At 29.4% G+C, this 14,948-nt stretch carries 17 protein-coding genes; 2 read left to right on the forward strand and 15 right to left on the reverse strand.

Features of this window, described 5'->3' with window-relative positions:
• Positions 1-184: 184 nt before the first annotated feature.
• The 14 genes from ACJ6WR_RS05770 to ACJ6WR_RS05835 all read right to left on the reverse strand — a co-directional run bounded on the left by ACJ6WR_RS05770 (position 185) and on the right by ACJ6WR_RS05835 (position 13,256).
• A complete protein-coding gene (locus ACJ6WR_RS05770; RefSeq protein ID WP_409417301.1) occupies positions 185-1,141 on the reverse strand; it encodes a hypothetical protein in 957 nt (318 codons plus the stop codon).
• 37 nt (positions 1,142-1,178) lie between these two features.
• Positions 1,179-1,385, reverse strand: a complete 207-nt coding sequence (locus ACJ6WR_RS05775) for a hypothetical protein (protein WP_409417302.1) — start codon at positions 1,383-1,385, stop codon at positions 1,179-1,181.
• Positions 1,386-1,576: 191 nt separating this feature from the next.
• On the reverse strand, positions 1,577-2,605 hold the full coding sequence (locus ACJ6WR_RS05780) for a hypothetical protein (RefSeq protein ID WP_409417303.1): 1,029 nt from the start codon (positions 2,603-2,605) through the stop codon (positions 1,577-1,579).
• A complete protein-coding gene (locus tag ACJ6WR_RS05785) occupies positions 2,606-5,572 on the reverse strand; it encodes a hypothetical protein (protein ID WP_409417304.1) in 2,967 nt (988 codons plus the stop codon).
• A gap of 4 nt (positions 5,573-5,576) precedes the next feature.
• On the reverse strand, positions 5,577-6,068 hold the full coding sequence (locus ACJ6WR_RS05790; RefSeq protein WP_039111456.1) for a DUF4280 domain-containing protein: 492 nt from the start codon (positions 6,066-6,068) through the stop codon (positions 5,577-5,579).
• 22 nt (positions 6,069-6,090) lie between these two features.
• Positions 6,091-7,194 carry a hypothetical protein gene (locus tag ACJ6WR_RS05795; protein WP_409417305.1) on the reverse strand — a complete coding sequence of 368 codons (1,104 nt, stop codon included), beginning with the start codon at positions 7,192-7,194 and terminating at the stop codon, positions 6,091-6,093.
• Positions 7,195-7,829: 635 nt separating this feature from the next.
• On the reverse strand, positions 7,830-8,606 hold the full coding sequence (locus tag ACJ6WR_RS05800; RefSeq protein WP_039120540.1) for a hypothetical protein: 777 nt from the start codon (positions 8,604-8,606) through the stop codon (positions 7,830-7,832).
• A gap of 33 nt (positions 8,607-8,639) precedes the next feature.
• Positions 8,640-9,083: a hypothetical protein gene (locus tag ACJ6WR_RS05805; protein ID WP_039120543.1), complete on the reverse strand. Its 444-nt coding sequence runs from the start codon at positions 9,081-9,083 to the stop codon at positions 8,640-8,642.
• Between the two features lie 64 nt (positions 9,084-9,147).
• On the reverse strand, positions 9,148-10,335 hold the full coding sequence (locus ACJ6WR_RS05810) for a TlpA disulfide reductase family protein (RefSeq protein WP_039120544.1): 1,188 nt from the start codon (positions 10,333-10,335) through the stop codon (positions 9,148-9,150).
• Positions 10,336-10,625: 290 nt separating this feature from the next.
• Positions 10,626-10,979, reverse strand: coding sequence for a hypothetical protein (locus tag ACJ6WR_RS05815; protein WP_409417306.1), 354 nt, complete (start codon positions 10,977-10,979; stop codon positions 10,626-10,628).
• A 191-nt stretch (positions 10,980-11,170) separates the two neighbouring features.
• Positions 11,171-11,698 (reverse strand): hypothetical protein, encoded by a 528-nt coding sequence (locus ACJ6WR_RS05820; RefSeq protein WP_409417307.1) that lies wholly within the window; start codon positions 11,696-11,698, stop codon positions 11,171-11,173.
• Between the two features lie 211 nt (positions 11,699-11,909).
• On the reverse strand, positions 11,910-12,554 hold the full coding sequence (locus ACJ6WR_RS05825) for a hypothetical protein (protein WP_039120547.1): 645 nt from the start codon (positions 12,552-12,554) through the stop codon (positions 11,910-11,912).
• Positions 12,555-12,640: 86 nt separating this feature from the next.
• The gene (locus ACJ6WR_RS05830) at positions 12,641-12,904 is read right to left on the reverse strand and encodes a tyrosine-type recombinase/integrase (RefSeq protein ID WP_052250204.1); all 264 of its coding nucleotides are present in this window, start codon (positions 12,902-12,904) and stop codon (positions 12,641-12,643) included.
• Between the two features lie 46 nt (positions 12,905-12,950).
• Positions 12,951-13,256 carry a hypothetical protein gene (locus ACJ6WR_RS05835; protein WP_052250205.1) on the reverse strand — a complete coding sequence of 102 codons (306 nt, stop codon included), beginning with the start codon at positions 13,254-13,256 and terminating at the stop codon, positions 12,951-12,953.
• Between the two features lie 172 nt (positions 13,257-13,428).
• Here ACJ6WR_RS05835 and ACJ6WR_RS05840 point away from each other — a divergent pair, with 172 nt between their 5' ends.
• Complete coding sequence (locus ACJ6WR_RS05840) at positions 13,429-13,656, forward strand: helix-turn-helix domain-containing protein (protein WP_039120549.1); 228 nt, start codon at positions 13,429-13,431, stop codon at positions 13,654-13,656.
• Between the two features lie 6 nt (positions 13,657-13,662).
• Positions 13,663-13,875 carry a helix-turn-helix transcriptional regulator gene (locus ACJ6WR_RS05845; protein WP_082017853.1) on the forward strand — a complete coding sequence of 71 codons (213 nt, stop codon included), beginning with the start codon at positions 13,663-13,665 and terminating at the stop codon, positions 13,873-13,875.
• 173 nt (positions 13,876-14,048) lie between these two features.
• On the opposite strand, the gene ACJ6WR_RS05850 is transcribed toward ACJ6WR_RS05845, so the two are convergent.
• Positions 14,049-14,924, reverse strand: a complete 876-nt coding sequence (locus ACJ6WR_RS05850; RefSeq protein WP_131450991.1) for a hypothetical protein — start codon at positions 14,922-14,924, stop codon at positions 14,049-14,051.
• Between the last annotated feature and the right edge of the window lie 24 nt (positions 14,925-14,948).

Raw genomic sequence — 14,948 nt, forward strand, 5'->3', positions numbered from 1 at the left:
TTGTTTTTTTAAATAAAATTGCAGGAGGTACCTATTGTGTTTTATACCATTTTTAAAGTACAGCAATTATCTACATGGAAATTATCTACTTTATTTAGTTAAATAATAGGTTGAGAACCTCTGTTACGATTACATTACTTTTGGTCATGAAATAAATATTTTAAATTTTCTCAAAAATTCAAGTTTACATAGAAGCTCCTTTCATCTGATTCATATACCATATTACTTCAAAGTCATCACTCCCTTTAGGTTTATATAAAATCACATCATCAATTTGAACTTTTTCTGCATTATTTTTGGTATAATATCTTCTAAGAATTCCCTCGCCAATATTATAGCCATCTATTCTTTTTAAACTAATTAAATTATTATTACCTAAGATTTGAACTTTATAATTTTCAAATGAGGATAAACTTATTTCTTCATTATTTATAAATTCAATTTTTTTAATATAGTTATCTAAAGCATCTTTTTTAGTATAGTAATTAGCTTGATATATATTAAATAGCCCTTTTTGAAGACTGTTGGAATAATTTTCTCCTTCTTTGTTCTCAAAAGAATATTTTAATTTTTCATAAAAATGAATTGCTTTTTCTTTTAATTTTAAGCTATCTTTTAGATCAAATTTTTCTCCTTCATTCCAATCGATTAGTTCATAAGGTACATCTGCTTTAAAATCATAATTATAAGAATAACTTTTAAAATTAGATAAATCTATTTTTGATAATTGATAGTTTGAAATGCTTTTTGGTTTTTCTAAATTTCCATTACGATCCCATGCAGTTTGTTCAATAGTCAACTCAAATGAATTATTTCCAATATAATCTTCGAAAGTACCATCCTCTTTTATTGGAGGGAATAATTTTATATCTATTTTTTGAATACCACTTTTTTGAATGCAATTATTAATGTTGTTTCCAGAAAAAAATAAATCTGCTTCATATTTATTAAGAATTGGAATGCCATTTATTGTTATTGTATATGATAAATTACTTTTTACTTTAATTTGATATATTGGTTCAAAATCATATTTTTTTAAATTATCTATTAATTTTGTCATATCTTGATTTACATTTTGATTATTCTGTGCACAACTTTGAAGAAAAGAACATAACAAGATTATTTTAAATATTTTTTTCATTTTACTTTTTTTATTGCAAAGAAATTATAGGCAGTTTCTAATCTGTTTTCCATTCATAAGGATCAAGTAACACAAGTTTTACTTTTAAATCATTAATTTTATCACCTCTCTCATAATCTGTTAGACTAGCTGAAGCACTCGCTTTGAGAAGTAATCTTTCAAATTTAATTTTAGGTTCTACATAAAGCTTTAGTAACACATTCAATGGATATTCCTCTCGTGCATTCGACTGAAACTTGACCATAAACAGCTTTTTCTTAAACTTAAGAAAAAGCTATGTTCCATTCATTTGAATTTCTCCTATTAAAGTAAGTATTACTTTCTCTGCTATAAAAGATATTCTTTGTTCTGTATTCATTGTGTTATCTATTTTTTCTTGAGAGTTACAACTCATAAGAAAAAAAAGAAATAGAAGAAATAATCCATTTACACCTCTCATTTTGCCTCTCTCTTAAAAAAATTTTTATCTAACATATTATACCATACGATTTCGAAATTTTTAGATCCTTTTGGTTTGTGCAAAAAGATATCAAAAACAAGTACATAATTAAAACCATTTTTGGTGTAGCGATATCTTAAGACACCTTCATTTTTATCCCAGGAATTTACCCCTCTAATACTCACTATTTTGCCATTACCACTAAACTGTAATTTGCCATTTTCGATAGGTTCAAAAGTTTTTCCTTTTGAGACAAAGTCAATCCATTTGTTACTGTCTATTAATCCTTTTTCAGGAGTTAAATAATAGCATTGAAACATTCTATATTCTGCTTTTGAAATTTCATTGATATAAGAGTTACTATCTCCGTTTTCGAAAGTGCTTCTGAAATTCTTATAGAAATTTAAAACTTGGTCTTTAAGCTCCAGTGTATCTATTTTAGTTAAGTCTTCACTATCTTCCCATCCTTCTAAATTATAAGGTACCTTGGCAATAAATGTAAACTCTCGAGTAAGTTCTGTTTCTTTACTATAATCGATAGGCTTGTTATAATCTTCTTCACCATTATTGTCATTTTCATATTGAGGGAGTTTGTAGGTTAAAACCTCTTTAGGCTCTTCTCGTCCTCCACCGCCTTTTAACCACGATGATTGTTCAATCTTAAGTGTAAATTCTACTCCGTTTTTTAAATATTCTTTCTGTGGTACTGGTTTACTTCCTTCATTTGCAAAGGGTGTATATGGATATATTTTTACTTTTAAACTTTGTATACCCGATTTTAAAATAGTTGGGGTTGCTATTGTGCCAAAGTGGCTCAAATCGTTGCTATGTTTACTTAGAATAAGAATATCGTTTATCCAAATATCATAATTGTATAATGTTTCTACTTCTAAATCATAAATTGGTTCATAATTGTATTTTTTCAAATTTTTTAATAGAGAATTTTCGGTCATGATATTTTTTTCTTGTGAATTACAACTTATTGCGTTAATGCAAAAAAGGAGGGTTAAAAATATTTTTTTCATTTATAAAGATATTAAAGGGATTTTCCAGCCAGTTTCCCATTCGTAAGGGTCTAATATTACAATTCTGCCTTCTGCTGTATAATGCAGTCCGTCTGCTTCTGATACTTCTGTGTCATCAACAGGAGGGTCTACAATTCCGAGATTTATTTTTGCACTTAGTACAAAACCTTCAAATTTTATTGCTGGCTCAACATAAATATCATCCTTATCGGCTTTAGTGACACATTCTAAAGAAATTCCAGACATAATTTCAGCTTCTAGGCCCGCATAAACTTTTCGTTTGACAAACCCAAAATAGCTTTTACTTTTTTCACCTTTTACTTCACCTACAAGCTTTATAATTACTTTACCTTCTAATTTACAAGGAGAATCATCATCATCTTTCATTAATCGTTCAGAATATTTACTTCCTTCAGCAGTATTTATAGTTCCTTTGAGTGCACCACTAATTTCTGACGTTATTATTAAATCAAGATTAATATCAAAATTATCTCCAAGTGCTTCGTCTAAAATGTCTAACGTTGCTACTACAGCTAGTACAACAGGATGCTTTATTTTGTATAATAATTGATAAACGTCATACTTGATTTCAAATCCAAAAAGAGGATCAAAATCTATAGCTCCTTCTATCATTGTGCCCATTACAGGGGTGTACAAATCTTTTGGAGGGTCAGCATACCAGCTTACGGATACTCCCACACTTGGAGGGATAAACTCAAAACTCCAATTACTCTTTTTTGTTGCTTTATTTTGTTCTAATTTTTCTTTTAATCTATTTGATCTGGCACTTGTTTTACCGTTTCCTTTGGGAGAATTTTGAGTAGTTTTATCATTTGTACCATTAAAGATACTTTCAATCAAATCTTTAATATCGCCTATTTTTTTTAAGAAATCGGTTATTTCGGGCATGCCTGATGATAGCTCTAAAGCCTGGTGAGGACGATCAAACTCACACATGAGCGAAAACTCACAATCAATTAGCCCTACGTTTGTAGTGTTGCTAATCATGTGCGAAGCCTGGCTTTTATAGGACTGTTTTCTTTTTGCTTTAGCTTTAGCTTTTTTTGCTTTAAGTTTTGCTTCTTTTAGTTTTTTGCGTTTCTTTTTTTCATCAGAATCAAGGTTCTCAGATTTTGCCTTTAATTTTTTCAAATCATCTTTTGCTTCCAGTTCTTTAAGTTTCCATTTATCGTGATAGACATCTCGCAACTTATCAAACTCTTCTGCATCATAGTTAAACGCTAATTGCAATGTCCACTTAGTATCAGGATAAACCATAATATCTAAAGGTATATTAGGACAGCATGTATGTAAGTTAACAGGGTATTTTTGTGCTAATTTTTCATTATTAGGCCATAAAGTTGCCAGTAATCCATGTAATGGGCTGACTTTTTTCCCATGAGTAAAGTCATAACCTACCTGCAATTCTAATTTTTCATCTGTTGGAGACTGCAAAACAAAAGGCTTATGCTCTTCTAAAACTTTAAAAGAGGCTTGCGATTTTAGAGATGAAATACCATTTATAAACTTAAAATTGTTTGTAATAGTACTTTCATCAGAACCATGATTTTCAGCTTCTACATTAGGGTTTTCTTTTGAAACACTGTTGCTTTTATACTCTGCTAATCTCCATTTTTCGCTTCTTTTGCCTTTACCATTTTCAATTAATTTTTCAATTTTAGAAATATCAATTACATGACCAGTATGTGTTTTAACGGGATCGTCAGCATAAATACATTCACTGGTTTGTAAACCCTCTAATTCTACTGTAAAATCTTTTCGAGCTTCTTTTATACCAGCTGTCAAAGGAAAAACTAATTTGGTTAAGTTTAGATTATTTTGAATATTATAGATTTCGATTTCAACCGTCTCTTCTCCTCTTGCATATTTACCAACAGCTCTGTTAAAGCGACATGGCAAAAAATTAGCAATTGAAGTTTCTATCGTACCCGCAACTAAAACTTTATTTCCTTCGGGCTCTAAAGCAGTTTTTTCATATGTCCTGCCTAATACTCTTACAAGAGGCTGGTTTTTAGAATTTTCTATCTTTAAATATTGATTGTTAACTGCCGTGAATATACAAGCTTTCATCTCAACAGAATTATCGCTACCTTGAGAGTTATTTTTTTCCTTATTAACAAAAAAAGCCCAAACGGGATCTACATAAATATTTACAATGCACTTTTGCACTGATTTTTTTATCGTTTCATTCTTGCTTTCATCAATTATCTTTAGGGTGTATAATTCACAGTTAATAACTCGATCTTGTAAATCATTATGTACTTTTACTTCTCTCGTTAATGTTTTGTGAGAGATGGGTACATTTTCTTTATTAATCTCCTCTTTAGGTCTGGGTACATTTTGATATACGCCGTTATCTTTTTCAAATAAAGGTAAATCCTCATCTTCAAATTGTACATCATAAAGATCAATTAATATTTCATCTCCATATAACCCTTCCGTATAGATATGAAGTTGTATTGTTTCTCCATATTTGATATCTCCCTTTATGATGGCTCCATCACTGTTCGATGAATACTTTCTCCATTCATAACCAATCACTTTTGGAGTTGCTTTTCCTGACACAAAAAGCCCCTTTTTAGGATTACCTGTTGGAGAGCTAACTCCATTTATGTAGGGCTCTAACCAAGCAACTGCATTACCACTGTAAATTGTTGGAAGGCTGAAATTCCCACCAGAGTATCCTTTACCAATAAATTTATTATAGTCATTATCTTTAAATGCTAACTTGTTCTCTAGTAAACTCCATATCCAAACAGTTTCATTTTTTTCAGTCTCTGATAATTCATTCCAATTTTCTATTACAGCATGAACAATAGGATTATTATTTCCGAGTTCATTTTTACTATTTGGCTTAGAATTGGAATTTCCAATTTTAATAAATGAATTATTAGGATTGTAAATATCATTAATTCCAGGATTAACTTTTAATTTAAGTTTTGACATAATACTAATCTTTAATTGGCAGTTGTATATTTTTTGTTTCTAAATTACTCAGGTCTATTCCTGGGAATATTTGTGCATTTATTTCATTATCACTGTTTTTTACATTTTGTTTAGAAACTTCAGCAACTTGTCCATGATTTTTTATTGTGATGCAGTCAGCCCCTCCTATCGGACAAGTAGCTTTGCTATCTTCAAGTAATATTTTGCCTTTATTAGATAAAATTACTTTTTCATAAAAACCACTCCATTTTGTAATTACCGCCTGACAAGGCAGATAATCTCCGCTTCCGTTGGGCTGCATTTTACATTTACCAAAAGTATTTTTTTCTAATGTCTGCCCAATTTCTTTGTCAGTGGCAATAAGTTTATCCTTTCCGTCTTTATCATTTGCATAATGCTTAGAATGTGTTTTAACTTTTAACTTATCAATTTTGGGTTCAACACTAAATTTACATTCACAGGTTGCTCCTTGAACAACAAAATGTTTTTCAGCCATAATAATCTGGGATTAAATTATCTTATTTTTTAAACATCTTTAAGAATCTCTCTAATGAGCTTTTTCTTTGGAGAGTTGGGATTTCTTCTACAAATAGACTTATTTTTTCATGAGGCTCTTTTGAACTGGGAGTATATTTAAAATCTTTCAATCTTTTACTTATATCTATAATATCTTCGTCTCCTGCAGTTTGAAAGCTTTTAAATTGTTCCTGTGCCCTACGTGCTCCAAGATCAGACTCAGGTCTAAAAAATTCATCATCTACCAAATGGTATAATGATATTTTTTGTGTTTTGTTTTTAGTGTCATTTATTTTAGTTTCATAAGTAGAAATAATCGAAAATATTGATCTGTCCTCTGCATAAAGTTTATATTTTACTTCCATTTCTGATTCTAAAGTTTTATAAGCTATACCTTGTAATTTTGCCTTTGGATAATCAATTCCCTGTAAAACTTCTTCAATAGAACGCTCATCACTACTTTTGCCTTTAGCATTAATAATTATTTTGTCAGTAGCAGTGTAATATTCTTCGATAGTATGATTTACATTATAGCCAATAGACTGATTACCAAAAACAGGCGATTTCCATTTATATATTTGTGATGTTTCCAGAGGATAGTCAATATAGAGAGGAGAAAAATATAGATGAAAAAACCAATCTTGATTTAACGACTTTTCAAGTTCTTGTTTGTTTAAAATTAGTTTATGGACTTTGTTTAATATTTTATAAGCAACATCACTATAATAATAAGAACCAAGATGTTCTTTTAATGAGCGCCATCTTTGTAGAATTTCATCATGATTGTCGATCTCAGATAGTGTACCATCCTCAGCAGGTATAATTCTTATCGGAAAAATTGCTTTAGCACATTTTTCCAACATTTGCTCTACTAATAGATCTGGTTCCTTATTGTCAACATAGACTTGTTTTCGGTTTATTTCAAAAATAAAATCATTATAACTATGGCGGGTTTTACAGTTTATGTCGACTTCGTAATGCACTTCTTTAATAAGTTTTTCATTTTCAAAATCTTGATACCTGTATCCGAATTTTCTTGTTTCATTAAAATTACTATGTTTTAACTCACGGTCTTTATAAAAATTTATTTTTTCTAAACTGGGCATATATTAAGAAAAGGTTTGTTATTTTTTTTATGTAAATGTAAGTTTTAGTTTTAAAAAAAAAGTATTTTAAATTAATTTTTTAACAGCAAATTTCGCATTTAAAAAACAGAGGCTTGATGTATTGATCTGTCTTCCCAATAAATAATTTTACATATTTAAAGAAACAATAGGGACACAATATATTTGGTAGGCTTCTTTTTATTCTTCAAAAAGGTTATAGCAGAATTTAAAAATTAAATTTATGATGCACATTCAATAAGATTATAATAATCTGGTTAGATATTTGAATGCTTTCCGCTACTAAGACAAAAAGCTTCAGATTTCTCTGAAGCTTTTTTTGTTTATTTAGATTTACAACATTAATAGTTGCATAACTTTTCACAAACGGGCCTACAAAAATTTTGTGTATAAAACAATCGTAAACTTATCATCCTGAAGAACGAAAACACGAGCGATAGCAAACTGGCGAAGCAATCTCCGCAAGAAACTAACATAACGTATTTTTAGATTATCTAATCTATTGCCTGATTCTTAAAAAAATTATATTCCTTTTTCTTCTTTATTTAGATTTCGACTGCGAAGTCAGGGGACATTCACCATAACTTTTCATAAGAACACTTCGAAGATCACTTTTTTTATTCTTCCAAGTATTCACAGTATTTTAAAAACAGATAATTATTACTTTTAATTATTTCAAAGAATTTGTCGAATGCTGTTTCGTTAGTGTTGTATAATTTTGATAAATCTGAAATTAATTCTTTTGTTTTATTTTCTTCCAATTTCTCATTTCTAAAGAAGCCTAAAAGTGAAGCACCTATTCCAAAAAGTTCAAAATTGTATTTTTCAAATAAGTGTTTTGCTAAAGCGTAATTTTCAAAAGGATTTAGGTCGCTTTCAAAATAACCATTCGGGAAACCGCAAATTCCTTCATATGGCTTTTCTACAGGAACAATTTTAAGAATTACCTGTTCGTCTAAGTAATCAAGTGGCGTTCGATTAACTTTCTCTAAAATTAAAATTTCAGCTTCGTCAATTGTTAATTTTCTTTCACAAACAGATGCGAAGTCAATGCCTTTTGCTTGTTTCAATAAGTTCTCCTTTCTAATAAAAAACTCAGATGGTGTTGAAAGATAGCCCAAATGTTCGCCATCTTCAAAACACGATTTATCAAGCCCTGATAAGTCATATCCTTCTGTTTCGTCAAGGTCATTTGAATTTATCGAATGTCCACTTGTATATTCAGCTTGTCCTAAATCATCAAGTGTCAAAATTATTGTCTTATCAGAATTATTTTGTTTATAAGTCTTATAAATTTCAATTAGTTCATCGAAAGATTTTAGATTTTCGATTACAAAACTGTCAAATAAATTTTCCTCACTTGACTGATTCGATGTTAATGGTTGTATTTGCATAGTGTTTGTTTAAAATAGCAGGTAACCTTTTGGTTAATTTTTTGAAGTCAAACCTACAGGAATCATTAAACTGTCTTTATCGTACATATTTATGTAAATTCGTAGAGTATCATCCGTCATATCTTCCCAATATACTTTATAAGTATCAAGTGAACCTTTCATTCCTTTTTCTACATTAGGAGTTTCAAAAAGACAACAACTTCCTTCTCTATAAAATCTAACTGTTTCTCCATTTGGACCTTTTAACGCACTTAAAAATCTTCGTTCATTTTTTGGCCCCATACTTTCAGAACGACCTCCTACCTTAATTGGATTTGATTCAGTAAAGCCATAACTCTTATCAGAACTTTGATCAAGCAAGTGAAAGTAATCCAGTTCAACCTGTCCTTCTTTTTTTAAAAGCGCTTCTTCCAGTTGCTTTTGTTTATTATTACAAGACAGAAAGAATAATAAAATTAAGGGAAAAAATGTTTTCATAGAGAATCTTTTTTTTACAATGTTAGCTAACGTTCCCGTACTACAGCGGGTATATATTATCTATTTAGTTGTGAAATATTTCAGTAATCATATTTTCGATTTCTGCTTTGATTTCTGCACTGCTACCTATCCATCTGCCGATGATATTTCCATCTTTATCGATTAAGATTTTTACTGGAATTCCTGTTACTGCATAGGTGTTTTCAATTGTGCTTTTATTTTCTTTGATTGAAAAATGTTTCCATTTTTCAATATTTTCTTTTTGTATTGTAGCTCTCCACAAATCTAGTTTTTCATCCTTTGTAACACTTATAATTTCAAAGCCTTTGTGTTGATATTTAGAGTACATTTCTTTTAGAAAAGGAAAATCTTCTCTGCAAGGGCCACACCAACTTGCCCAAAAATCAAGAAGCACATATTTGTTGTTTTTATATGAGCTAAGTTGCAACAAGTTAGCATTCACATCATTTACCTTAAAATCAGGGGCTAAGCTTCCAATTCTACTATTTTTAAAATAATTTAATTTTTCAGCCAATTGTTTTCCGCCGTAAGATTTTTTCACTTCTGGTCCTAATTTATCGTATAAATTTTTAATTGTATCATATGGAATTTGATTATCCTCTTCTGCTAATATGCGATCTAATAAGTCAGGTGCTATAAATGAATTTGGATTTTTTTTTATAAATTCAAAATCCGATTGCTTATTTATTTTTATATTTTGATCCACCCATTGATCCAACTGTTGATCCAGCGAATCTAAACTCTTTTGAAATTGATTTTTTAAAGAATTATCACTTGTTGCAGTCATTTTATCAGAATAAAACCTACTCAATTCTCTGATAGAATCAATTTTTCTGTGAATTTTTTCCTTTTCCGTTGTATTTTTTAATGCATAAAATTCATCGTTCGTTTTAGAACCATTTATTACTATAGAATTCAAATCATCAATATCGAGTTTAACACTCATTGCAGACGGCTCCAAATAAAATGTTTTTGAATTTAAGTTTGTCATATAAAATCTAGGGTCAGTACAAATAATTGCTTTAACTGGGAAATCAATTTCTCCTTTAAATACAAATTTATTGTTATAAATCTCTGAAGACTTGGTAATGCTCTTGCCGTTGATTTTATATGTCAAATAAATTTTTTCTTTGTTAGCGTTTTTGGAGCAAACACCATTTAACACAAAATTGTGCTGTGCTACCATTATAAATGGAAGAACTAAAAAGAAAATTGAAAGTTTTAATTTCATGTACATTAATTTTAAAATTTTAATAAAAAAACAAGAAATCTTATTGAATTTCGATTCCTAAATTTGGCAAATACGTAACTCTCATATTTTAGCTTTAATATTGATATGCTGTATACTGATAGCTAACGTTCTGGGACTACAGCGGGTTTGAGTCTAAATTAAGCTCATTATTCAGATTTGCTACCCGAGCGATAGCGAACAGGCGAAACAAATCATCCCAAATAAAAAATCAAATTTCCATTAAGTTAAATGCCCAAATTGCTTGTAGAGTGTGTTACCAGCAGGTTTTGTTATTTCTCTTTTATAAATTTCCCTTTTCCAATTGCAATGTCCAACCAATTTCCTTTCCCATTTCTGTCGTATACACAGAAAACGATAGTGTCATTTTTAATATTTTCATAACGGATGCCATAAATTAAATTTGATTCACTTTCCAAATAAATTATGTTTTTAGAGTAGTTAATTTTTCCTTCAAAAGGCAAAAAATGGAATGATCTCCACTTAAAATTATTTTTGTAAAAAGTAACATACCCATCATTTTGAAAATAATTTTCAAACCTTACTTTATATGCGCCGTCTAGCTTAACATCTTGTCGCAAAGAACTTAAACCTAAAATTAGTGTCATTAAAAAGAGAGGTTTCATAAGCATATTTTTTTAAACTCGCTCGCAACGTCCTGGCACTACAGCGGCTGTGTTACTAAAATAAGTCTATTCTTCTGATTTGCCACCCGACCGATAGCGAACAGATGAAGTAAATCATCCCAAATACAAAACCAACTATCCATTAAACCTATTGCCTAAATCCGTTGTAGTAGCCGCTAATGACTGGCTATTTATTCAATATTTATTTTTTCATTATGTAAATCATCAATAAATTTTTCTGGATTTTCAATAAACTTAAAAGCATTTGACACCTTTATAAAATCTTTTATTTCATTGAATTCGGGATTCAATAAATTTCCTTTCCTATCCATTAGCATCATTTCATACTTTTTAGCTAATTCTAACATTCCATTCAAAAATTTTAAATTTGGTTCTCTCAAATCTGCTCTAAACGAAACCTCAGTTATGTTCTCATTTTCATAATTTATAGACATCGAAGCATCGTTATCCAATTCGACCTCATATGTCTTCCAATTGAAAACATCTTTGTCATTTCCCCAATCAGCTTTGTCAACAATTTTGTCAATTCCAACTTTAATCTCATTAAAAGGTATTTGAGCTAATTGCCAATATTCATCCATATTTGCTTCAAAATATCCTGTATCTCTACCAATCTCTGTTCGATTTGGAATTATTTTGTGTTTTTTGAGTAGTCCAATTTTAGGAATAAATGCTAGATAATATTGATAAATTGCCATTGTTTAATTTTGGTTTTTTGTTGATTCTGCAGTTAGCTTGCCACTAACGTTCTGGTACTACAGCGAGTTTGAGGCTAAATTAATCCCATTATTCAGATTTGCTACCCGACCGATAGCGAACAGATGAAGTAAATCATCCCAAATACAAAACCAATTCTCCATTAAGCCTAATGCCTAAATCTGCTGTAGTAACTGTTGTGTGTTCGGTATTTTAACAAGGAAACCACCAATGCATAAAGTATAATTTATCATTTTTAATAAATATTTTTATATGTCCGCTAGAGGTATTGTTTTCATCCTCTCTTAAATGAATGACTTGTAGTTTACCCTCTCCATAAACATCCATCTTTCCAATGTCTTTAGTTGCATTTGGAAAGAGCTTTTGAAGATCACTTGTTGATGTAGTTGATTTTAATTTTATTCCTTTAAATAAAATAAAATTATTTTTTGTAAATCTAAATTCATCCACGGCTACTTTGTCTTTTGAGTTTTCAAATCGTGAACCATCTTTATAAAGATATTTGTCTTCCGGATCAACACTTCCATCTTCATTTTCAAAAATTGAATAGCAAGGTCCCTCTTCTAAGACTAATTTAATACTGTCATTTTCTCCAAATACTTTTTCGAATTCGCTTAGAGTAAAATATCTTTTTAGTCTTCCATTAAAAAGAATATCTTTTTCATTCATTACTTCATTTTGGTAATCTTTAATATCAGTAGTGTCAGATTTATTTTTATTCTCAGAAATTGTCTTTTCTATTTCTTTTGAATTATCTATTTTTTTAACTGGTTTTATTTCCTTGTTTTTACAGGAAATACTGAATAATAAAATTGATATAATTACTAATATTTTCATCTCTTTCTTTTTACACTAACGCACAACCTGTGTATATCCCTGACAAATGTCAGTGCTTATTTATTTTCAAAAATAGGTTTTTTATTTCATGAATCATCAAATGAGTTTTTTATTTGTAGAATACTTTTCGTACTAACATGAGTGTAAATTTTGGTGGTCTTGCTGCTTTGATGACCTAAAAATTCTTGAATATATCTTAAATCAGTTCCGCTTTCAAGTAAATGAGTAGCAAAGCTATGGCGCAACCAATGCAAACTTATAGGTTTTGTTATACTAACTTTTTTAAGCGCTTGCTTTAATACACTTTGTATACTTTTTTCAGGACAACTCAATTGAGATTTACAAAACAATACCTGATTTAGATTGCGTTTGCGAAGTCAGGAGACATTCCTCTCATTATCTTTTATCTATTTCACGTATCTTATCCAGCAACTCCATTTCATCCTCAGGAAGAAGCTGTAAAGCAATTTCAAGTAAGATTATTAAATCAATTGAGATTTCAGAAGAAATATCATTTTTAAGTAAACTAATACTTGTTTTAAGTAAAGAAGAAACCATTAGATTTAATTCATAATAAGAAGATAATTTTATTGGTACGCTAAGCGAATTATTATTAGCATCGAGTTTTAGTTTTGTGAAATAGTCCTTTTTACTCATTAATTCCAAAATAGATGTGACTAGTTCTTTGTGTTGCATTTCCATAGTTTTAATTTTTAATAATCATGCATTTCATACTCTTGATTGAATTTATTGCTATTTTATTTTGGTAGCACTATTAGACAAATATACGCAAAAACAGACTTATTTGACTGGACATATACGTTCCTGTTTTTTTAGCTACTTAATTATAATTTTCAACTCTTAATAATAAGTGATGAGAAAAACTGAAGTACCTGAATCTGTGATAATTGTTGGAAACAACATAAAAGAAATTATTAAAGAAAAAAATCTTAAAGTACGCAATGTAGCTCACGATGCAGATTTAGATATTGAAGCATTAAGAAGATATATGCTAGGTAAACAAATTATGGGTATTGATAAACTTATACGCATCAGCAAAGCTTTAAATATCGAAATTTCAGAACTGTTTCGGAAAATATAATTTATTTTGGAACAGACCATACAACAAAAAGTTGGAAAACGCATTCAGGAAATTAGAATTGAGAAAAATATTTCTCAACAGGAGTTAGCTGCAAAATGTAATTTTGAAAAAAGTAATATGTCAAGGCTGGAAAAGGGAAATGCAAATGCAACGCTTTCTACTTTAGAAAAAGTATGCGACGCACTTCAAATAGATTATATCGAATTATTTAAGTTTTAACCCGACCATGCAGATAAATGCAATGATAGAGCAATAGGTAGATCTACATACCCGCAGCAGCAAACACAAGTTCGAGTCCTGTTCCCGTAAAATCAAAAAGCTTCAGATTTCTCTGAAGCTTTTTTCGTTTCTAAACTTTCGTTGAAACTTTTATATTCGTTACGTTCACGGGACTATCTCAGCACAAACTTATCTTTATTTGTTAGTTTTCCTTTATCAAATATATTAACAAAATGAATTCCTTTTTTAAACTCTTTCATTCTAATTTCATGTTCAAATTTCAATGAATCATTTGGATATTTTACATTAGAAATATAACTGTAATTCAAAACAGAATTTCCAAATTTGATTTCCTTATTTTCACCCAATATATTATTTTCACTATCAATAACCTGAACATAATATTTTTTTTTCAAAGAAAGTCCCGAATTTAAAAACCCCACTATTGTAAAAGAAATTTTTAAGATATTTACTTTTTTTGCTTTATCAGTAACTGTAAATTTCCCTCTCTCTTCTTTAAAAGACTGTACCTCAAGGTTAGTCAATACAATTTCGTTGCTGTTTTTTTGTATTTCCTTCAAATAATTATTCCAAGCAATGAGAGTGTCATTTTTTTTCTTTACACTACCTAAAATCATTTTTGTACTGTCTCTTTGCATTTTATACAATTTCGCAATTTTTGATAGTTTTATTTTTTCTTTTTGCATAAGAGAAACAATTCTTTTCAATCGAAGTACTTCTTTTTTATATTTTATTATAACTACAGCATCAACATTAGTATTCTTTATTTCATATAATAAATTTTCCACTTTTTGCTTTTCGTTAATCAATTCATCTTTATAATAAATATTTTCGGAAATAGCAGTTTCAAGTTCTTTTTTTGATTCTATTAAATTCTTTACCAGTTCTATTTTTTCTACTTTTAAATCATTAGCTACTGTTTGAGCATATACATATTGATTGTAAGAATACCCCAATATCCCAAATAATACAAATAATACAATTATAGTAGAAATTTTTAATGCCTTTCCAGAAAGATTTTTCATCATAAATTTTTAACAGCAAAAGAACAT

It is taken from the genome of Flavobacterium sp. PS2 (assembly GCF_046250155.1).
Classification (GTDB): domain Bacteria; phylum Bacteroidota; class Bacteroidia; order Flavobacteriales; family Flavobacteriaceae; genus Flavobacterium.

Bases quoted from the DNA above. Each gene is read 5' to 3' on its own strand.
- ACJ6WR_RS05840 (WP_039120549.1), top strand. From the start codon at position 13,429: ATGAGAAAAACTGAAGTACCTGAATCTGTGATAATTGTTGGAAACAAC.
- ACJ6WR_RS05775 (WP_409417302.1), bottom strand. From the start codon at position 1,385: ATGGTCAAGTTTCAGTCGAATGCACGAGAGGAATATCCATTGAATGTG.
- ACJ6WR_RS05805 (WP_039120543.1), bottom strand. From the start codon at position 9,083: ATGAAAACATTTTTTCCCTTAATTTTATTATTCTTTCTGTCTTGTAAT.
- ACJ6WR_RS05835 (WP_052250205.1), bottom strand. From the start codon at position 13,256: ATGGAAATGCAACACAAAGAACTAGTCACATCTATTTTGGAATTAATG.
- ACJ6WR_RS05790 (WP_039111456.1), bottom strand. From the start codon at position 6,068: ATGGCTGAAAAACATTTTGTTGTTCAAGGAGCAACCTGTGAATGTAAA.
- ACJ6WR_RS05820 (WP_409417307.1), bottom strand. From the start codon at position 11,698: ATGGCAATTTATCAATATTATCTAGCATTTATTCCTAAAATTGGACTA.
- ACJ6WR_RS05800 (WP_039120540.1), bottom strand. From the start codon at position 8,606: ATGCAAATACAACCATTAACATCGAATCAGTCAAGTGAGGAAAATTTA.
- ACJ6WR_RS05770 (WP_409417301.1), bottom strand. From the start codon at position 1,141: ATGAAAAAAATATTTAAAATAATCTTGTTATGTTCTTTTCTTCAAAGT.
- ACJ6WR_RS05815 (WP_409417306.1), bottom strand. From the start codon at position 10,979: ATGAAACCTCTCTTTTTAATGACACTAATTTTAGGTTTAAGTTCTTTG.
- ACJ6WR_RS05795 (WP_409417305.1), bottom strand. From the start codon at position 7,194: ATGCCCAGTTTAGAAAAAATAAATTTTTATAAAGACCGTGAGTTAAAA.
- ACJ6WR_RS05825 (WP_039120547.1), bottom strand. From the start codon at position 12,554: ATGAAAATATTAGTAATTATATCAATTTTATTATTCAGTATTTCCTGT.
- ACJ6WR_RS05850 (WP_131450991.1), bottom strand. From the start codon at position 14,924: ATGATGAAAAATCTTTCTGGAAAGGCATTAAAAATTTCTACTATAATT.
- ACJ6WR_RS05810 (WP_039120544.1), bottom strand. From the start codon at position 10,335: ATGAAATTAAAACTTTCAATTTTCTTTTTAGTTCTTCCATTTATAATG.
- ACJ6WR_RS05780 (WP_409417303.1), bottom strand. From the start codon at position 2,605: ATGAAAAAAATATTTTTAACCCTCCTTTTTTGCATTAACGCAATAAGT.
- ACJ6WR_RS05785 (WP_409417304.1), bottom strand. From the start codon at position 5,572: ATGTCAAAACTTAAATTAAAAGTTAATCCTGGAATTAATGATATTTAC.